18 protein-coding genes are annotated in these 16827 nt (G+C 54.9%); 8 read left to right on the top strand and 10 right to left on the bottom strand.

The annotated features are described in order from the left end of the window. The first annotated feature begins 178 nt into the window (after positions 1–178). Entirely contained in the window at positions 179–868 is a 690-nt protein-coding gene (locus tag ACQR3R_RS02210; RefSeq protein WP_428270299.1) for an MlaA family lipoprotein, read from the top strand. 59 nt (positions 869–927) lie between these two features. On the opposite strand, the gene ACQR3R_RS02215 is transcribed toward ACQR3R_RS02210, so the two are convergent. Next, a complete protein-coding gene (locus ACQR3R_RS02215) occupies positions 928–1227 on the bottom strand; it encodes a PilZ domain-containing protein (RefSeq protein ID WP_428270301.1) in 300 nt (99 codons plus the stop codon). Between the two features lie 277 nt (positions 1228–1504). On the opposite strand from ACQR3R_RS02215, the gene rssB reads away from it, so the two are divergent. Together rssB and rssC are read left to right on the top strand one after the other, a co-directional pair. Beyond that, positions 1505–2686, top strand: a complete 1182-nt coding sequence (gene rssB / locus ACQR3R_RS02220; protein WP_428270302.1) for a two-component system response regulator RssB — start codon at positions 1505–1507, stop codon at positions 2684–2686. Then, entirely contained in the window at positions 2686–3168 is a 483-nt protein-coding gene (gene rssC, locus ACQR3R_RS02225) for an anti-sigma factor antagonist RssC (protein WP_123403442.1), read from the top strand. The genes rssB and rssC overlap by 1 nt, the downstream gene beginning before the upstream one ends. Positions 3169–3247: 79 nt before the next feature. Here rssC and tal read toward each other — a convergent pair whose 3' ends face one another. From tal to ACQR3R_RS02240, 3 genes are all read right to left on the bottom strand, one after another. After that, positions 3248–4174 carry a transaldolase gene (tal, locus tag ACQR3R_RS02230; protein WP_428270304.1) on the bottom strand — a complete coding sequence of 309 codons (927 nt, stop codon included), beginning with the start codon at positions 4172–4174 and terminating at the stop codon, positions 3248–3250. 179 nt (positions 4175–4353) lie between these two features. Then, positions 4354–5349 carry a tRNA dihydrouridine(20/20a) synthase DusA gene (gene dusA / locus ACQR3R_RS02235; protein WP_428270305.1) on the bottom strand — a complete coding sequence of 332 codons (996 nt, stop codon included), beginning with the start codon at positions 5347–5349 and terminating at the stop codon, positions 4354–4356. A 184-nt stretch (positions 5350–5533) separates the two neighbouring features. Then, on the bottom strand, positions 5534–6187 hold the full coding sequence (locus ACQR3R_RS02240; protein ID WP_428270306.1) for an FCD domain-containing protein: 654 nt from the start codon (positions 6185–6187) through the stop codon (positions 5534–5536). A 216-nt stretch (positions 6188–6403) separates the two neighbouring features. Between ACQR3R_RS02240 and ACQR3R_RS02245 the strand changes: the two genes are divergently transcribed. Further along, positions 6404–6778, top strand: coding sequence for a VOC family protein (locus tag ACQR3R_RS02245; protein ID WP_428270308.1), 375 nt, complete (start codon positions 6404–6406; stop codon positions 6776–6778). Between the two features lie 68 nt (positions 6779–6846). Here the strand turns inward: ACQR3R_RS02245 and ACQR3R_RS02250 are convergent, their stop codons facing one another. From ACQR3R_RS02250 to ACQR3R_RS02270, 5 genes are all read right to left on the bottom strand, one after another. After that, the gene (locus tag ACQR3R_RS02250; protein WP_428270310.1) at positions 6847–7614 is read right to left on the bottom strand and encodes an aldolase/citrate lyase family protein; all 768 of its coding nucleotides are present in this window, start codon (positions 7612–7614) and stop codon (positions 6847–6849) included. A 62-nt stretch (positions 7615–7676) separates the two neighbouring features. Next, a complete protein-coding gene (locus ACQR3R_RS02255; RefSeq protein ID WP_428270311.1) occupies positions 7677–8915 on the bottom strand; it encodes a Gfo/Idh/MocA family protein in 1239 nt (412 codons plus the stop codon). Continuing rightward, a complete protein-coding gene (locus ACQR3R_RS02260) occupies positions 8875–9903 on the bottom strand; it encodes an ABC transporter permease subunit (RefSeq protein ID WP_428270312.1) in 1029 nt (342 codons plus the stop codon). Before ACQR3R_RS02260 ends, ACQR3R_RS02255 begins: the two co-directional genes overlap by 41 nt. Positions 9904–9910: 7 nt before the next feature. Continuing rightward, entirely contained in the window at positions 9911–10687 is a 777-nt protein-coding gene (locus tag ACQR3R_RS02265; protein WP_428270313.1) for an ATP-binding cassette domain-containing protein, read from the bottom strand. 65 nt (positions 10688–10752) lie between these two features. Next, a complete protein-coding gene (locus ACQR3R_RS02270) occupies positions 10753–11778 on the bottom strand; it encodes a substrate-binding domain-containing protein (protein ID WP_428270314.1) in 1026 nt (341 codons plus the stop codon). Between the two features lie 197 nt (positions 11779–11975). On the opposite strand from ACQR3R_RS02270, the gene ACQR3R_RS02275 reads away from it, so the two are divergent. Both ACQR3R_RS02275 and ACQR3R_RS02280 read left to right on the top strand, forming a co-directional pair. Continuing rightward, positions 11976–13085: a Gfo/Idh/MocA family protein gene (locus ACQR3R_RS02275; protein ID WP_428270315.1), complete on the top strand. Its 1110-nt coding sequence runs from the start codon at positions 11976–11978 to the stop codon at positions 13083–13085. Between the two features lie 150 nt (positions 13086–13235). Further along, complete coding sequence (locus ACQR3R_RS02280; protein WP_428270316.1) at positions 13236–13454, top strand: hypothetical protein; 219 nt, start codon at positions 13236–13238, stop codon at positions 13452–13454. Between the two features lie 81 nt (positions 13455–13535). On the opposite strand, the gene ACQR3R_RS02285 is transcribed toward ACQR3R_RS02280, so the two are convergent. Further along, positions 13536–14240 carry a murein L,D-transpeptidase catalytic domain-containing protein gene (locus ACQR3R_RS02285; RefSeq protein ID WP_428270317.1) on the bottom strand — a complete coding sequence of 235 codons (705 nt, stop codon included), beginning with the start codon at positions 14238–14240 and terminating at the stop codon, positions 13536–13538. 126 nt (positions 14241–14366) lie between these two features. Here ACQR3R_RS02285 and ACQR3R_RS02290 point away from each other — a divergent pair, with 126 nt between their 5' ends. Continuing rightward, positions 14367–16067, top strand: coding sequence for a L,D-transpeptidase scaffold domain-containing protein (locus ACQR3R_RS02290; RefSeq protein WP_428270318.1), 1701 nt, complete (start codon positions 14367–14369; stop codon positions 16065–16067). Continuing rightward, positions 16064–16723, top strand: a complete 660-nt coding sequence (locus ACQR3R_RS02295) for a ribonuclease T2 family protein (protein ID WP_428270319.1) — start codon at positions 16064–16066, stop codon at positions 16721–16723. Before ACQR3R_RS02290 ends, ACQR3R_RS02295 begins: the two co-directional genes overlap by 4 nt. Positions 16724–16827: the final 104 nt, after the last annotated feature.

Below are 16827 nucleotides of genomic sequence, written 5' to 3' on the forward strand. Positions count from 1 at the left end.
AAAGGCTATGCGGCGTCAGTGACAGTTGAGTGACACGGCTGTGAATAGGCGGGATTCAACACGAATCATCCGCAGACCATCGCGCACGATGCTGCCTAAAGCGGCTTTTCCGTCTTATACTAACCAGCTTAACGCGAGAGCCAGGTGCTCTCGCCAGTACAATCCAAGGAGTTTTTCTATGCGCTGGAGCAATCATCTAGCTCAGCTTTGTGTGTGCGCCAGCGTGTTGCTGGTTCCGTTTGTTGCCCAGGCAGCTTCGGAAGACGATCCTTGGGAAAGTGTTAACCGCCCGATCTACAAGTTTAACGACTTCGTGGATACCTACGCCTTGAAGCCTTTGGCGCAGGGCTACGAATTTGTAACGCCGCAGTTTTTGGAAGACGGCATCCACAACATGTTCCGCAACGTGGGTGACGTTACCAACCTCGCCAACAACATTTTGCAGGCCAAACCGGCTGCCGCTGGCGTTGATACTGCGCGCTTGATTTTCAACACCACTTTCGGCCTGCTGGGCTTCTTCGATGTAGGTACCAAAATGGGCCTGCAACGTAGCGACGAAGATTTCGGTCAGACGCTCGGCTATTGGGGCGTAGGAAGCGGCCCTTATGTAATGCTGCCGCTGCTGGGCCCAAGCACCTTGCGTGATGCTCCATCGAAGGTGGTCGACGGTTACACCGGTCCTTATCCGTACATCAACGATGTGCCAGTGCGTAACGCTGTGTTCGGCCTGAATATCGTCGATACCCGCGCCAGCCTGTTGTCGGCCGAGAAGCTGATCAACGGCGACAAGTACATTTTCATCCGTAATGCGTACTTGCAGAACCGCGAGTTCAAAGTGAAAGACGGCAAGGTCGAAGACGATTTTTAATCTCGACTGAAAAACGAAGAAGGCGGCCCATTGGCCGCCTTCTCTGGTTTATAGCCAGGTCATTTCATTTTCAAGATTGTAAGCCCGAGTTTCTGACTTCCGCCGTCCTGTTCTTTCACCCAGACCACTTTGGTGTCGGCTTCAAGCCCTTTCAGTGCCGCATGGTCGGAATCAATTCGTACGTTCAGCAGGTCACCCACGTGGAACCGTCGGGGTGCTTCAACCTGCATGCCGCTGCTGGAAAGGTCGATACAGACAGCTTGCACCTCGTCACCTTGATGAATTAGCGACACGTCGGCATCGACTCGCATGCGGATGAAATCGCGCTTTTCGCTGTAGTCCCGATCGGTTTGGCTCATGCGCTGCAACCTTCCATTGAGTTACGGTTTTGCCTGTTCTTATAACTCCCGGTGATTTGACAAGTAAAGAGCTCAAGCGACCATCGGCGTGAGCTTGAAACGCCCCGCGGATGGGAGTACCGTCTGCGCCTTAGAAGGGCACCTCTGGTGTAACTGCGCGTCGTGCAAAAGGCTCGAACGCGGCGCATCAGAGAGGCTAGAAAGCGAATCCAGTAGTCAGCGCGGGGCCAATTGCCCAACCTGCTACGCCAACCTAATTCTGGCGCCGTTTGCCCACATGCCAAAAACCAGTGCCACGCTGCTGATAATCGATGATGACGAAGTAGTGCGCGCGAGTCTCGCCGCCTATTTGGAAGACAGTGGTTTCAGCGTCTTGCAGGCCAGCAATGGCCAGCAGGGTCTTCAGGTATTCGAGCAAGACAAGCCCGACTTGGTCATCTGCGATCTGCGTATGCCGCAGATGGGCGGACTCGAACTTATCCGTCAGGTCACCGAGCTGTCGCCGCAAACCCCGGTGATCGTGGTTTCGGGCGCCGGCGTGATGAACGACGCGGTCGAGGCGCTGCGCCTGGGGGCGGCCGACTACCTGATCAAGCCTCTCGAAGATCTGGCCGTGCTTGAGCACTCTGTGCGTCGGGCCTTGGATCGTGCGCGCCTGCTGCTGGAAAACCAGCGCTACCGCGAGAAACTTGAAAAGGCCAACCGTGAGCTGGAAGCCAGCCTGAACCTGCTGCAAGAAGACCAGAACGCCGGTCGTCAGGTGCAGATGAACATGCTGCCGATCAGCCCGTGGACGATTGACGAGTTCCAGTTTGCACACCAGATCATCCCGTCGTTGTACCTGTCGGGTGATTTTGTCGACTATTTTCGGGTCGACGAGCGTCGGGTAGCGTTTTACCTGGCGGATGTTTCCGGTCATGGCGCTTCTTCAGCCTTTGTCACCGTGCTGCTGAAATTCATGACCACGCGCTTGCTGTTTGAATCCAAGCGCAATGGCACATTGCCAGAATTTAAGCCTTCAGAGGTTCTTGGTCATATCAACCGGGGCCTGATCAGTTGTAAGCTGGGTAAACACGTCACAATGGTCGGTGGAGTCATCGACGAGGAGACAGGTTTGTTGACCTATAGCATCGGCGGTCATTTGCCGTTGCCTGTGTTGTACACGCCAGACACTGTTCGTTATCTGGAAGGGCGTGGTCTGCCGGTTGGCCTCTTTAATGAAGCCACGTATGAAGATCACGTGCTGGAACTGCCGCCGACGTTCAGCCTGACGCTGATGTCCGATGGCATTCTGGATTTGTTGCCAGAACCGACACTGAAAGAAAAAGAAGCGGCGTTGCCCCAACGGGTCAAGGCTGCGGGCGGCACCCTGGATGGGCTGCGGCAGGTTTTTGGATTGGCCACGCTGGGGGAGATGCCGGATGATATCGCCCTGTTGGTGTTGAGCAGGAATCTTTAATGAGTACCGGTAGAATCCAGTTCGCCGAGCAGGACGGCACCTTCGTGCTGAAGTTCGTCGGTGAAGTTCGCCTGACCCTGTGTTCGGCGTTGGATGCGACTATTGAGCGGATCTTCACGGCGTTGAACTTCAACGCGATCGTGATCGACCTGACCGAAACCCGCAGCATCGACAGCACCACACTTGGCCTGCTGGCCAAGCTGTCTATCCTGTCTCGGCAAAAGGTCGGCCTGCTGCCGACCGTCGTCACCACCCACGAAGACATCACGCGTCTGCTGCAATCCATGGGCTTCGAGCAGGTGTTCAACATTGTTGATCGCCCGATTCCGTGCCCGGAATGCCTGACCGACCTGCCAGATCAGGATCAGTCCGAAGAAATAGTGCGGATCAAGGTGCTTGAAGCGCACAAAATCCTCATGGGCCTGAACGACTCCAATCGCGAAGCGTTTCATGACCTGGTGAATGCTCTAGAGCGTCATTGATCTGCACAAGGCTGTATAGCAGCGCATAAAAAAGGCGAACCCATCAAGGTTCGCCTTTTTTACATCCCTTGGATCTAGATCACAGCTTGGCTTGCAACAGCGCCTCAAGTTTTTCCTGGTCCCGAGCAAACTGACGAATACCCTCAGCCAGTTTTTCGGTCGCCATCGCATCTTCGTTGGACAACCAGCGGAACTGCGCTTCATTCAGGTTCAGGCGTGCTTCACCCGCATGCCCTGGCGCCAGTTTGCGCTCCAGCTTGCCGTTATCCGCAGCCAGTTTATCGATCAGGTCCGGGCTGATGGTCAGGCGGTCGCAGCCAGCCAGTTGCTCGATCTGATTCAGGTTGCGGAAGCTGGCGCCCATCACCACAGTCTTGTAGGCATTGGCCTTGTAGTAGTTGTAAATGCGCGTAACCGACTGAACGCCCGGATCATCAGCGCCGGTGTAATCGTTGCCGTTGGCCTTTTTGTACCAATCGTAGATGCGACCCACGAACGGCGAAATCAGGAACACGCCAGCATCCGCACAAGCAGCAGCCTGAGCAAATGAGAACAGCAGCGTCAGGTTGGTCTGGATGCCTTCCTTTTCCAGGATCTCGGCAGCGCGAATGCCTTCCCAAGTGGAAGCGATCTTGATCAGGACGCGATCACGACCGATACCGGCCTTGTCGTACAGGTCCGTCAGACGGTGCGCGCGCTTCAATACGGCGTCAGTGTCGAACGAGAGGCGTGCATCCACTTCTGTAGAAATACGCCCCGGCACAACTTTCAGGATTTCTTGCCCGACCGCTACGCCAAAACGGTCGCTGGCCAAGCCCACATCGCCCTTGCAGTCGTGAACGCAAGCGTTCAGCAACTCGGCGTAACCAGGAATGGCCGCGGCTTTAAGCAGCAGGGAAGGGTTGGTAGTAGCGTCCACGGGTTTAACGCGAGCGATAGCTTCGAAGTCGCCGGTGTCGGCAACAACAGTGGTCATTTGCTTGAGTTGTTCCAGCTTGGAAGTCATGGGCGTGCTCTGTCCTATGGGTCTGATGACATTACCCGAGCGCTGACGGCCACTCAAGGGTGCTTACGTGTATCGATGGCCCCAGCGGCAACAACTTGAGAAACAGCTGTTTGAATGGCGGGGCGCGGTGTCGATAAATACGATGCCGAAATGCAGCACAGGTTCAAACAAAGCGACGATCAACGTCCCTCCAACAACTCGGCTGCCTGATCCAGCAAGGCTAAAGGTTCTTTAGCCTTGTGGATGTCCACTGACAGCAGTTGCCGAAACTTGCGCGCCCCGGGGAAACCAGTGCCCAGCCCCAATACATGCCGGGTGATGTGATGCATTGAACCACCCGCCGCAATATGCGCTGCTATATACGGTCGCAACTGCGCCAGCGCCTCGGCCCGGCTAATCACCGGCGCGGTGCTGCCGAACAATTGCTGATCCACCTCAGCCATTACATAAGGATTGTGATACGCCTCGCGGCCCAACATCACGCCGTCGAACGTCTGCAAATGCTCGTGGCACGCTTCCAGTGTTTTTATGCCGCCGTTGAGAATGATCTCCAGCTCCGGGAAATCCTTCTTCAATTGCGCCGCCACGTCGTAACGCAGGGGCGGAATGTCACGGTTTTCCTTGGGCGATAACCCTTCCAGAATCGCAATCCGTGCATGCACGGTAAAACTCGTACAACCCGCATCCCGAACCGTGCCAACAAACTCACATAACTGTTCGTAACTGTCGCGCCCGTTGATCCCGATCCGGTGCTTGACCGTCACCGGAATCGACACCGCGTCGCGCATCGCCTTCACGCAATCCGCCACCAGTTGCGGATGCCCCATCAACACCGCGCCGATCATGTTGTTCTGCACCCGATCACTCGGGCAACCCACATTCAGGTTCACTTCGTCGTAGCCGTGCTCCTGCGCCATGCGCGCACAAGCGGCCAGGTCCAAAGGAACACTGCCACCCAATTGCAACGCAAGCGGATGCTCGGCCTCGTTGTGACGCAGGAACCGCTCGTGATCGCCATTGAGCAACGCACCGGTGGTGACCATCTCGGTGTACAGCAGGGCATGTTTGGAGAGCAGGCGCAGGAAGAAACGACAGTGACGGTCTGTCCAATCCATCATCGGCGCAACGCTGAAACGGCGGGAGAGTGGGGCAGGCGTAGCGACGGTAGAAGGCATTTGGGGATCTGGAATCGGTGAGGCAGGGAGGTTGGGCAGTTTATCAGGATTGAGGCGGCGAGGTTTAAGCGAGTCCTGCCTGACCGTTCCGCATCAGGCCACCGCATCGAGTAAAGACTGCGCAGCCCGTAGCTCAAACGCCGCCGCAGCGCGCGGCGTTGAGCGTGATGTTATTCATGCCTTGCTAAACAGCGTCGTGCGCTTTGCCATAACGCAGTTCGTAAGCGCGAATGTAGGCATTGGGGGAGTCTGGCAAGTGGGCTTTCACCACGTCGATCAGCGCTTGCCGATCAGTGCCGCTCATCGCCGCAAGAATGGCCAGGTGATCGTTCTCGACCTTCTTCAGATGCCCTGGGTCTGCGTATTTGACGGCTCTGATGAGGTGAGCCTGTTTGGCGCAATCGCCAATAATTTCGACCAGTTTGCTGTTGTTACAGGCTGAATATTGGGCCTGGTGGAATTCGATGTTCAGGTAGAACACCGCGCGCAGGTCTCCCGCGGCGATGGCGGCGGAATGGCGATCTTGAATTTCGCGCATCTTTGCCAGGATGGGGGCTGGCGCCGGTAGCGGCGTGCGCATGGCGGCGGAGACTTCCAATACCTCTCGCACCTCGTATATTTCAGTCACTTCGGTCGGCGTCAGCTCACGCACAAATGCGCCACGATTCGGGATGCGCGTGATCAATCCGGCCGCGTGCAGGTCTTCCAGCACATCGCGGATGACGTGGCGTTTTTCATTAAATCGTGCGGCCAGGTCTTCTTCGATCAGCTTCTCTTTTGAATGAAGCACGCCGAATACGATGTCTTCTTCCAACTGCTGAACTACATCTGCACGCATTCCAGATCCTCAAAATTTTCGATGCTTTTAGTCGCCCGGGAGACTGATAAACAGGAGGTTGGCAGTCTTCCGTCGAACTTGGCTAACGTGCTTTCCGACTGCTATTTCACTGGCGCAAATAATACCAATAAATCCCCGATGATTGTGTTAAATGTATTGTTGACAATATATTTAACAATGCCTAGAGTGAAATTTCATTGAATAGAGGTACGAGGTATGAAACTCAGCAAACTTGAGCATTTCAATATAGAGACGGTTAAACCCGATCAAACCGTCAAGTTTTATACCGAGGTGCTAGGGCTGGAAAACGCCCCGCAGCGCCGCCCCGATGTCAGCCGGCCGGGCACCTGGATTTATGTAGGCGATACGCCGGCCATACACATCAACTTCGTCAAAGTGGATCAAGCAGGCAAGACGGGTGCAATTGATCATGTCGCTTTTGAGGGGCACGATTACAAGGGTTTCTGCGGGCATCTGCGTGAACTGAAAGTCGAGTTCGAGGCCGTGGAGACCCCCGCATTAAAGTTGTCACAGATATACGTTATCGATCCGAACGGAATTCGCATCGAGATCAATATTCGAGGGGAATAAATCCGCGCTTAACGCCTGATTATTATTCCTGACCCATAGAGGCAATAGGTCAGGAATACCGCATTGTATTATCGTTCAGCGGTCATCTGCATTTCTGCAATCAGTGCCCCGGTGGCTTTACGCAGCAAACCGGCATCGTTCATCACTGTCACCAAATCGCAACCCGACTTCACCATCTCGCGGGCGAACGCCACATCGGGACAAAAAATGCCGATCCGCAGTTTATTCGCGCGGGCAACCTTGATGATGCGCTCGATTTCGCGGGTCACCCGGGGTGAGAGTGGATGGCTGATCACACCTTCCAGCGTCATGGACAAATCACTAGGCCCGATGTAAAGCCCTTGCAAACCCGGGACGCTGGCGATCTGTTCGAGGTTTTCCAATGCCAATTCGCTTTCGATCATTGCCCACGACAGCACAGCCTCATCGGCACCCGTAACGTAATCGGCGCCGCCATACAACAGGCCGCGCGCGGGGCCAAAACTGCGATCACCATGGGGTGGGTATCTCATGGTTTTCACGAAGGTTTCGCACTGTTCGCGTGTGTCGATCATCGGGCAAATCACGCCATAGGCTCCCATGTCGAGCACCTTCTGGATAAGCCAGGGAGTATTGGCGGGCACTCGAACCATTGGCACTGTAGCGGTCGTTGAAATCGCTTGCAGCATGCCGAGTGCTGTCTCTAGATCGAACATGCCATGTTGAAGATCAACCGTGACTGCATCGTAAGGCAAGTGCGCCAGTACTTCGGCGCTGTAACTGGAGCCGATAGACAACCACGCATTCAATGCGCATCTGCCTTGCTGCCATACTTCCTGTAAGCCGTTTGCTCGCATGGGTTTCACCTGAATTAAATGTTCAACAGCGCGGCACTCGTTGTTTTGTGGCCGTTGTGTCATTACAAGGATTGCCACGCTCCGTCGTTATTGTTTGATTCGGTGGCGGCGGCGATCATGCGCATGCCGGCGACTCCATCGGCAATGCCGGGCAGGTTGCCCATCAACTCCGAAGTACTGTTTGCGGTGCGGGCAGCAACCAGCGCCAGCGCGGCTTCTGCATAGATATTGGCGAAAGCCAGCGGGTATCCTTCAGGATGCCCAGGGCGGAAACGCGAAGAGCGCGCGACAAAATCCGAGGTGCCGTCTTGCCCTGATCGCAGAATCATCTCTGGTGAGTTCAGCGGTCTGAAATGGAGGTATTCGGCATTTTCTTCACGCCATTCGATGGCGGCCTTGTCACCATAGATACGCAATGACAAACCATGCTGGCTACCCGTGGCAACGTAGCTCGCCCACAGGCGACCAACAACGCCCTCCGCATAATCGAAATCGAGATAAGCGTTGTCATACACTTCTCGTCGAGCCGCCAATGTTTGCAGGCGTGCAGACAAACGTTGGGGCAACTTGCCGGTGACATAGCTCATCAAATGGTAAGCATGCGAGCCAACTTCGCCCAACACGGCTTCTTTGCCCATTGATGCAGCACGAAAACGCCAATGCCGCTGAGCGGGATCGTCCGGCTCCACCGATACACCCGGCGCACCACCCGCAAACTCGACCTCAATCATGCGCAGGGAACCCAGCGCACCGGACCTGACGAGGTCCCGTGCATGGCGGACCATGGGGAACCCGGAGTAGCAATGGGTCAGCACAAACAGACGTCCCGATGCTGCCACACATGCAGCCAGCTCCTGCGCTTGCGCAACGGTTTTGGTCAGTGGTTTTTCGCAAATGACATCGATGCCCTCCTCAAGAAACGCCATTGCAACGTCCTTGTGTATTTGCGGCGGCGTCGCAATCACGACAACGTCGATGCCATCGCTGCGTGCCGCTTCACGCTTCGCCATGTCGCGATAGTCTTCGTAAATACGGTCAGGTGCCACCAACAACCCTGCGCCCGTTGCGCGTGATACGTCTTGATCGATCGAAAAAGCACCCGCTACCAACTCATAATAACCATCGGTTTGGTACGCAATCCTGTGCGTTTCGCCGATCACCGAGTCAAAGCCGCCGCCCACCATGCCGAGCCGCAAGCGGCGGCCGAGTTTGGTTAAAAGTGTCGAGTACATTCTGTGTGTCCTCTTGCTGAAGGGGATGTCACTTTTGTCGAGCGCGCGCTTTAGTAAGCGTTTCTTCATATGAAACCCGGACAGTGTCGAGATACACCGCGCCGATAAGCACTACGCCCACCACGATCTGTTGTAAAAACGGGTCCATGCCAAAGACATTCAATGCGAAGCGGATGGTCGCCATGACCAGCGCGCCACTGACGGCGCCCATTACACTTCCGCGCCCGCCCATTAAACTGGCGCCGCCAATCACGGCTGCAGCAATGGCGTCGAGTTCATAGCCAAGACCAATCCCGGGATGCGCAGAGCTGATGCGTGACGACAGCACAATCGCAGCGCAGCCGACCGTAAAACCGGCAAACATATAGATTTTGATTTTTAGCCGTTTAACATTGACACCGGCACGCCTGACACTTTCTTCGCTGGCGCCAATGGCGTAGGCATAACGACCTAATGGGCGCTGGGTAAATATCAAGTGAGCCAAGATGGCAACAACGGCGACTATCCATATTGGAAACGGAATACCCAGTAGTTCTCCATTTCCGATGTAATCAAACCACTCTGGAAAACCATACAGCGCGTAGCCTCCTGAAAGTTTCAAGGCGATACCCTGGGCAATACCCAACATGCCCAGTGTCACAATAAAAGCAGGGATCCGGCCATAGGCAATCAGGAAACCATTAACAGCACCGCCGACAATACTCAGGCCAATGGCAATCACTATTGCACCCGGCATTGGTATGCCCAACGAAGTTGTAGCGACTGCCATCACCACCATGGACAGTGACATCATGGTGCCGACAGAGAGGTCAATACCGCCAGAGATGATGACCAGTGTCATACCGATCGCCAGTAATGCATTGACCGAGGCCTGTAAGCCGATGGTCAACATGTTGGCACTGCTGAAAAATGCGGGATGAATGAGTGTTATGCCCACGAAAATAATGATCAGTAATAATAAAGGGCCGATCACATCGAACAAACGCCAGAATGAAAATGTGAACGCTCTTTCGGCAGGTTTGTCGGGTGGAGTTTTTGAATATAAATGCGCGGACATAAGGCACCTAAGCAGGAAGTTGAATTGGGTCGGTGGCAGCCGTCTTCATTTCACCGGTGATGATAATGTTGGCCAACTCTTCTTTACTGATGGCAGAGGTCATGACCTCGCCGACTTTTCGACCGTTTTTCATGATCACGCAGCGGTCGCAAACCTCCATCACATCGTGCATGTTGTGAGTGACGTAAATGATTGCCATGCCCCGCGCACGCAGTTCTTTCACCAGCGCCAGTACCTTTCGGGTCTGGGCTACACCGAGGGCTGCAGTCGGTTCATCCATGATGATCACCCGGCAATCGGCGTTTACCGCTTTGGCAATGGCAACCGATTGTCGTTGACCGCCGGACAGGTCCTTGACCATGGCATCGACGCTGGGCAAATCGACGGCAAGTTCCTCCAGCAACTCTGTGGCTCGGCGTCGCATGCTTGTATTGTCGAAAAAAGACACGCCAGGGAAGATAGATTTACGTAACTCCTGGCCTAGATAAAGGTTGGCCACGACGCTTAAGTTGTCGCACAGTGCCAAATCCTGGAACACTGTTTGTATACCGGCTTCAAGTGCGGCTTTTGGTGTTGAAAATGCTATTTTCTCGCCATCAAGAACAATGTCACCCTCTTCGGGTATATAAGTGCCAGAAATGACTTTGATCAGTGTGGACTTGCCTGCACCGTTATCGCCCAGCAAAGCGACGACTTCGCCAGCATTAAAGTCGATAGACACATTGTCCAGCGCGAATAAGGCGCCAAACTGCTTGCGCACATTGTGAATTGAAAGAAGCGACATGTATTCCTCCTATCTTGAATAGTGTTTTTATTGATCGAATCGGAGTGGTGGTTCGCGATGAAAAGTCAGCTCTTTTGCAGGCCTATCTCTGCGGCGTATTCGTCAACATTGTCGGCTGTTACCAGCAACATATTGGAATCAATGAGCGGGGGGAAATCTGAAGGTTGCTTTTCGCCGGACATTAACTGGCCCGCTATCTCGACGGCTTTACTGCCCATGAATGCAGGATCTTGGGAAACAGTACCGGACATCTTGCCGGCCCAGATTTGCTTGACGGCTTCGGCCACTCCATCAAAGCCTACTGTCTTGACCTCCGAAAACTTTTTGGCCTGATCGCCATTACCTTTTACTTGTGCTTTTTTTGCCTGCCGTTCCAGTACTTGGCGGGCGCCTAGCGCCATCATGTCTGAGGCTGCAAATATCAGGTCAATATCGGGATGGGCAGTGATAATTGCTTCGGTAGCTTGTACGCCACCCGGTAAAGTCCAGCGCCCGGTGATAGAACTGACCAGTTGAATGTCAGGGTATTTCTTAAGTGCCTCATGAAAACCTTGTGTGCGCTGCGCCGCAGTAGTGCCACCAGGCTCGCCCTCGAGCATTGCCACTTTGCCTTTTTCACTAATCAGTGTGGCGCTGAAGTCCGCAGCGGCGCCCGCAGCCTTGATGTTATCGCCCTGAATGACCGTGACATGACCATCGCCATCGGTACTGGCGTCAACCAGTATCACGAAGATGCCTGCGCGTTTTGCCTTGCGCACTACATTGCCCAAGCCTCGTGCGACGGTAGGCGCCAAGACGATTGCGCCGAACTCGCCTCGGGCAATCAGCGCTTCGATGATGTTGATTTGATCTTGTACCGCAACATCATTGCTCGAACTGAAACGTTCGGTAGGGATGCCGAGCGTAATGGCGGTGCGTTCCGCCGCTTCAACGATCTTGATTTGAAAAACATCGTTAATGAGTGTCTTGGGCAGGATGGCGATCTTCTTGCCCGTACCCGCGACGGCGCCAAAAACCCCGCTACAGGCTAGTACTGCGCTGGCGCCCAGCAAGATCTGTCCGAAACGACGGCGCGAAAATTCGTTCTTCATGTGTGCCTCTTATTCTTATGTGTTGCCCTTCAAAAGAAGTGCATGAGGTTCACCATAGAATCATCGACAAAATTGTCAACAATTAATTTGACATTCGATCTTTACCTCATCATGTTGAATTGACGTAAACAAAGGTGTGCTTTTGGTCAGTCGCGCCACCCAAAAATAAAACATGCATCGACTACGGGCAAAACACGATGATCAGAATTGGTTTAATAGGCGCAGGTTTTATCGGTCAGATGCACGCACTGGCTTTGCGTAACGCGGCGATGGCGAGCTGGTCGCCGAAAATCGAGATTCGCCTGGTTGCGCTGGCCGATCAAAACCTCGAACTCGCTGCACAAGCGCAGCAGCGCTATGGTTTCGAACGCATTACCGACGATTGGCGGGAAGTCGCAGACGCTGCTGATATCGATTTATTAATCAACTGTGGGCCTAATCATCTTCACGCAGAACCGTCGATAGCCGCAGCCAAGGCAGGCAAGTCGGTATTTTGCGAAAAGCCGCTCGCCGGCTCGGCGGATCAGGCTTATCACTTGTGGAAAGGGGTTGGGGCAACCGACGCCATCGCCATGTGCGCCTTTATGCACAGATCGATTCCTGCACTCAATCTGGCGCGAGAAATGATCAAGTCAGGCGAACTGGGTGAGATTCGTCACTTTCGCTCGCGCTTTTTACTCAACATGGTGACGGGCGATCCTTTGTCCTGGCGTTTCAGTCGCTCGCAAGCAGGCCTTGGTGCACTGGGTGACCTTGGCTCGCACCATATCGATCAAGCGCGGTTCCTGGTCGGTGAAGTGAGTTCGGTGGCGGCCATGACCAACACCTGGACCAAAGACCCGGCCGGAAAAGTAATGGACGTGAACGACGATGCCTTCGTCTGCGTTGCACAGCTTGAGAATGGCGCCAGCGCCTCGTTCGAGGCGTCGCGAGTGGCCACTGCGCATAATCTCGGTGGATTCATTGAAGTTGATGGCAGCAAGGGTTCAATCGCATTTCATATGGAGCGCTTGAATGAGCTGGTTATCTACGAGCCAAAACGAGGGGCGCGCACGCAGTTGGTCACTCAAGCGGACCATCCTTACAGTGACTTCTGGCTGCCCATTGGCATACAAGGCCAGCATCCACTTGGCTGGAACGAGTGCTTCGCCCACCAGGCGCGACATATGCTGGAAGCGGTGGCGGCAGGCAAACCGATTGCACCGCGTGCAACGTTTGAGGACGGTTATCGGGTCGCCGAAATAGTCGATACGATCGCCCGCTCGGCGCAGTCACGCACTTTTGAGACCGTTAACTTTCGCTCGTAAACGGGGAGGGCGTGGTTCTTTGGATCGAAAAACCACCGTAGCTGAACCAATGCTGTCACGCGGCTAAGTTTCATAATGTGTGGTGGGTTCCAGGCCTAGGATGATGACCTTAGGCCATACCACCGTGCTGCAGCCCACAGGGAACTGAAAATGATCTCAAACCTCTTTAAAGTCGTGATGATCGGCGGTGCTTTGCTCTTGAGCGCGTGCTCGGGCGTCAGCACCAGCAGCTGTTATTCAGAAGATTGCCAAACGTATGACTCGTTTGATAATCACAGCCCTACCAATCCCAACAAGTTGAACTTCGGCGGCAGTGCAATTGGCGCCAGTTTCAGTCAATACAGTTCGGGCCTGATGCACGACGATTGATCGGCAACGAATCAAGCAGCGATTAACGAAGAAGGGCATACCGTGTGGTATGCCCTTTTTGCTGTGCGTCGCGCCAGTTGCTTACTTGCGCACAGTTGACTTGGCGGCCGTTGCCACCGTGCCGCTGCCGCAGTTGATATAGGACGAAGATCGCAACCAGCGTTGGTCCGGATAATACGAAAACAACAATTGCCCGTCTTTCATCGAGTCGATCAAGCGATGTGCGATGGCCGGCCTGACAGCGGGGCACCCGAGGCTGCGGCCGATACGGCCGTTGGCCCGCGCCAGGACCGGGCTGACATAAGGCGCGCCGTGAATAACGATGGCCCGATCAAAGGCATTGTCGTTAAACCCGGGTTCCAGGCCTTCCATGCGCAGCGAATAACCGTTCTGTCCGACATAGCTCTGTTGGGTACGGTACAGGCCTAAACTGGTGGCGAAACTTTCATTTTGATTGGAAAAGTTGACCGCCATGTTTTCGCCGCTGTTACGACCGTGCGCCACCAGTTCGTGGAACAGTAACTTGCGCTTCTTTAAATCGAACACCCACAGGCGTTGCTCGGTCGAAGGAAGGGAATAATCGATAATGGCGAGTCTTTGGGCCGGCGCGGTGCCTTGCGCGATGCTGCATTGAGTGGCTCGAACGGCCAGGCCGATGACCTTGGCGTTAGCGCCGGGCGCCGCTTTGACGAGGGCGGCCGACAGCGAATCGGCGTAGGCTGACGGTATGGAGATTGCAGTCAGTAGAAGCGCCGCTATTGAAAAAGCAAAACGTTGTAGCGCCATATAGATGTCTCATCATGTTAATTTCGAATCTAGCAGCGTGTTGAATGCTAGCTGATGAATGCGGGGGATTAAGGATTATTCATGGTGCAATTAACAAGGTTATTCGTCATAAGCCGCATATTTTTTATGGGCTTTCTGATAAGCGGTGCAGCTCTCGCCGAAACGCCGCCGATCGAGTCGATAATTGCGCCTAACATCGCCAGGGATGCGGCACCCGACGACAACGTCGCTTTGGCGATACAAAGCACGCTTGCGCCACTCAGCACCGCATTTCCGCCGTTGCTGACATCGGCGCGATACAAGCGCATAGACGTCAGCCGCGTGGTGCTGGATTTTTATGCTCACCGCAACTTTCGCCCGGCGTGGGCGAATGATAATGACGTTGCTCAATTAGTCAGCAGTTTGAACGCCACTCAGGCCGACGGGCTTAATCCTGCGGATTTTCATATTGATGAGTTGCTCAGGTCGCGTCCGTCGATGCTGGCCGAACAAGCGACACCTGAGCAGTCGGCGGCTTTTGATATCGCCGCCACTCACACGTTTATCACCGCGCTGCTGCAACTGCGGCGAGGCAAGGTCGACCCTTCGCGGCTCGATATTCACTGGAATTTCGACCCTGCCGGCGTCGATCCCCGTGAAGACATGAATAATTTCTTCACCGCGCTCGACTCGCATGACGTGGCCAAAGCCTTTGCCGAAGCACCGCCGCAAGAAGCGGTTTACGTAGGCTTGCGCCAGGCGCTGGCACAACTGCGCAAGGTCCGCGAGGCGGGTGGTTGGCCGAAGGTCGCGGATGGTCATTCACTCAAGCCAGGTATGGATGAGCCCGCAGTTGCGCAGTTGCGTTCGAGGTTGGTGGCAGGTGGTTTTCTGGAGCCCCGGTTTGCGCATGGGACGAAGTACGACGGCGCCGTCACAGCGGCGGTGAAAAAGTACCAGGCCGAGCAATATCTGGGCGCCGATGGCATGGCCGGCGCAACGACGCTGGGCGCATTGAACGTGTCGGTCGACGCGCGCATCGATCAGGTCCGAGTAAACATGGAGCGGGCTCGCTGGCTGCTTTATAAGCTGCAAGGCACGTTTGTGATTGTTGATATTGCCGGTTACAAAGTCGCGATGTACCGCGATGGTCAACCCATTTGGCGCTCGCGGGTGCAGGTCGGAAAGCCGTACCGCAATACGCCGATTTTTCAGGCCGAAATTACTTACATCACGTTTAACCCGACGTGGACGGTGCCGCCGACGATTCTCAAGGAAGACGTGCTGCCGAAGATCCTAAAGAATCCGGGTTATCTCGACGCCAACCGAATCAAGGTGATCGACCGGGCTGGCGCGGTGGTTGACCCCTCGACTGTCGACTGGACCCGTCCAAATGGATTGAGCTTGCGTCAAGACGCCGGGCAGGACAGTTCGCTGGGGCAAGTGGTGATCCGGTTTCCCAACGACTATGCGATCTACCTGCACGACACGCCGCATCGCGAGTTGTTCGCCAAAACTGTTCGCGCCACCAGCTCTGGCTGCATTCGGGTAGAAAATCCGCTGCAACTGGTGGAGTTGCTGTTCAACGATCCGGTTCGCTGGAACAGCGCCGGCATTCAAAAGCAGTTGGCGAATGGCAGGACCGAAAATATCCGGCTGCCGGTCAAGGTGCCGGTGCTATTGGCTTACTGGACTGTCGACTTGAACAGCGATGGTCGGGTGACGTTTAAACCTGACGTTTATGACTACGATTCCACGGTGTTGCGCAGCCTCAATCAACCGGTGAAAGTCAGCAGTCTGGATACGCTGCGCATGGGTGTGACGGCAACAAGCACGGGCCAGCGATGAAGAAGCTGTATGCGGTGTCAGTAATAGCGGTGCTGGTGTTCGCTGGCATCGGCTTGGGTGTGGCCCGTGACTCAAAAGGCCCCAGGCCCGAGTCCGTGGCCGGCGTATTCGACTACTACGTATTGACGCTGTCGTGGTCGCCTACTTACTGCCTGACTCACGACGGCGATGTGCAATGTTCCGGGAAAGGCTACGGTTTCGTGTTGCACGGTTTGTGGCCGCAGTATGCCCAGGGCGGCTGGCCGCAGTCATGTCCGCCGAGGACAAGATTGTCCGCAGCGGAACGAACTAAGGGCATGACATTGTTCCCCTCGCGCAAATTGCTCGAACATGAATGGGCGAAACACGGCACGTGCAGCGGCCTCAGTCCTGCGGATTATTTGGAAACGGCCGACAAGGCTGTTGGCGCAGTCCAGATTCCGCAGCAACTGCAACCCTTCAACGATACGGTGTATTACCAGGCACGGGACATTGTCCGGATGTTTCGGCAAAGCAACCCAGGGGTTTCGGAAAATGGCATCGCAGTCATTTGTAACGGTCCTGTCCTTTCGGAAATTCGCGTGTGCATGCGTAAGGACTTGACGTTTAGCGAGTGCGGTAAAGGCGTCAGGAACCAGTGCCGAGCGGGTGACATTCGAGTTCCTCCTTCGCGGTGACGAGCCTTTTGGCCAGCCAAAGGACCATTGCTCCTCACCACTGCGTAGACTACGCTCACAAAAATAAGGGTTTTGGGCTGTAGCCCACGCCTTGCCCTTCAGGA

Origin of the sequence: Gordonia sp. IEGM753 (genome assembly GCF_050321825.1) — a bacterium.
Classification (GTDB): Bacteria; Pseudomonadota; Gammaproteobacteria; order Pseudomonadales; family Pseudomonadaceae; genus Aquipseudomonas.